Origin of the sequence: Erythrobacter sp. HI0063, assembly GCF_001635685.1 — a bacterium.
Classification (GTDB): domain Bacteria; phylum Pseudomonadota; class Alphaproteobacteria; order Sphingomonadales; family Sphingomonadaceae; genus Qipengyuania.
Genome location: NZ_LWFF01000026.1, coordinates 1 through 1,964, shown reverse-complemented (window position 1 = coordinate 1,964; position 1,964 = coordinate 1). Strand labels below are relative to the sequence as shown.

At 63.8% G+C, this 1,964-nt stretch carries 2 protein-coding genes; both read left to right on the top strand.

From position 1 onward, the window contains the following. The first annotated feature begins 68 nt into the window (after positions 1-68). Positions 69-1,088 (top strand): tRNA dihydrouridine synthase DusB, encoded by a 1,020-nt coding sequence (dusB, locus tag A3736_RS01365; protein ID WP_067678295.1) that lies wholly within the window; start codon positions 69-71, stop codon positions 1,086-1,088. Further along, a partial coding sequence (locus tag A3736_RS01360) for a nitrogen regulation protein NR(II) (protein WP_067678292.1) occupies positions 1,085-1,964 on the top strand: 880 nt, incomplete at its 3' end. The genes dusB and A3736_RS01360, both read left to right, overlap by 4 nt.

Below are 1,964 nucleotides of genomic sequence, written 5' to 3'. Positions count from 1 at the left end.
GGCTAGCGCCTTGCCGATTTCGCTGCAATGCACTATGTGCCTGCCCAATATTTAGGCACGCAATCGATATGACCCAACTCCCCCTCCCTCCGGTCCCGCCCCGGCCCATCGCCATCGGCAATGTCACGATCGACACGCCGGTGATCCTGGCGCCGATGACCGGCGTCACCGATCTACCGTTCCGCAAGCTCGTGCGCCGCTATGGCTCGGGCCTCAACGTGACCGAGATGATCGCCAGCCAGGCCGCGATCCGAGAGACGCGCCAGAGCGTTCAGAAGGCCGCCTGGGATCCGATCGAAGAGCCGGTGTCGATGCAGCTGGTCGGCTGCGATCCCGTGTCCATGGGCGAAGCCGCCAAGCTCAACGCGGATCGCGGTGCCGACATCATCGACATCAATTTCGGCTGCCCGGTCAAGAAGGTGGTCAACGGTCTCGCCGGATCGGCGCTGATGCGCGAAGTGCCGCTGGCAACGAAGCTGATGGAAGCGACGGTCAAGGCGGTGGACGTGCCGGTGACGGTCAAGATGCGCATGGGCTGGGATCACGGCAGCCTCAACGCGCCCGATCTGGCCAAGATCGCCGAGGATCTGGGCGTTCGCATGATTACCGTCCACGGGCGCACTCGTAACCAGATGTATAAGGGCAGTGCGGACTGGGCTTTCGTCCGCAAGGTCAAGGAGGCGGTCTCCATCCCCGTCATCGTGAATGGCGATATCTGCACTGTCGAAGATACGGCAACCGCGCTGGAGCAATCGGGCGCCGATGGCGTGATGATCGGGCGCGGCGCTTACGGAAAACCGTGGCTTCTGGCGCAGATCATGCACTGGTGGCGGACAGGCGAGACGATTGCGAGCCCGAGCTTCGACGAGCAATATGAAGTGCTTGTCGGCCATTACCGCGAGATGCTCGAGCATTATGGAGAGGATGTCGGCGTGAAGATCGCGCGCAAGCATCTGGGATGGTATACCAAGGGAATGCACGGCTCCGCCGAGTTCAGGCACCGTGCGAACTTCATCGACGATCCCACTGTCGTGCTTGCCGAAATCGAGAAATTCTACGAACCGTTCTTGCATCGGCGCGCCGCGTGACGGCTGCGCTGGCGATGCCCGATCCTGCGGTGCTGATCGCCGGCATGGTCTTCGCGGTAATGGTCATCGATCCCGACCATGGGATCGCGCAGGTGAATCCGGTGGCCGAGGAACTGTTCGGACGCAGCGAAGCGCGGCTGCGCGGCAGGCCCGTCGCCGCATTCGCGCGGTTCGAGGAGCCGCGTATTTCCGCGCTTCTCGCCGATCCCGAAGCGCAATTCGTGGCGCGGGACCTGACGCTGACGGTCGATGATCGGCAGCGGCGCGTCAATCTGACCTGTTCGCCCGTGCCCGCCCATCCGGGTTGGCGCGTGCTGACCTTCTCGGAAATCGGGCAGGGAGAGCGTGACGAGGATGGCGATGAGCGCGTCGAACTGCGCGCCCCCGCCGTATTGGCGCATGAAATCAAGAACCCCCTGTCCGCCATCCGCGGGGCAAGCCAGTTGCTCGAACGCCGCGCGAGCGACCGCGACCGTCCGCTCGCACGCCTTATCGCGGGAGAGGTGGACCGCATCGCGCAGCTCGTCGATCGGATGCAGCAGCTCGGCAGTCGGCCTGCAACGCCTTCGAAAGAGCCCTGCAATCTTCATCAGGCGATCCGGAATGCGATCGCCACGGTTTCGACAGGGCGCGACGGTAGCGTATCGATCGACGAGGCGTTCGATCCGTCGTTGCCGCCTGTCGCAGCGGACGCCGCGACGCTGGAGCAGGTCCTTATCAATCTGGTGGCGAATGCCTGCGACGCGGCGGGCGATGCCGAACATCCCACGGTCACAGTGCGCACGCGCTTTGCCAGTGGGTTGGTCTTCAATGCGATCCGCTTCGGCAAGAGCACGCGGCTTCCGATCGAAATCATCGTCAGCGACACGGGTCCGG

Excerpts from the sequence above, each read along its gene's own strand:
- dusB (WP_067678295.1), top strand. The coding sequence starts at position 69 with ATGACCCAACTCCCCCTCCCTCCGGTCCCGCCCCGGCCCATCGCCATC.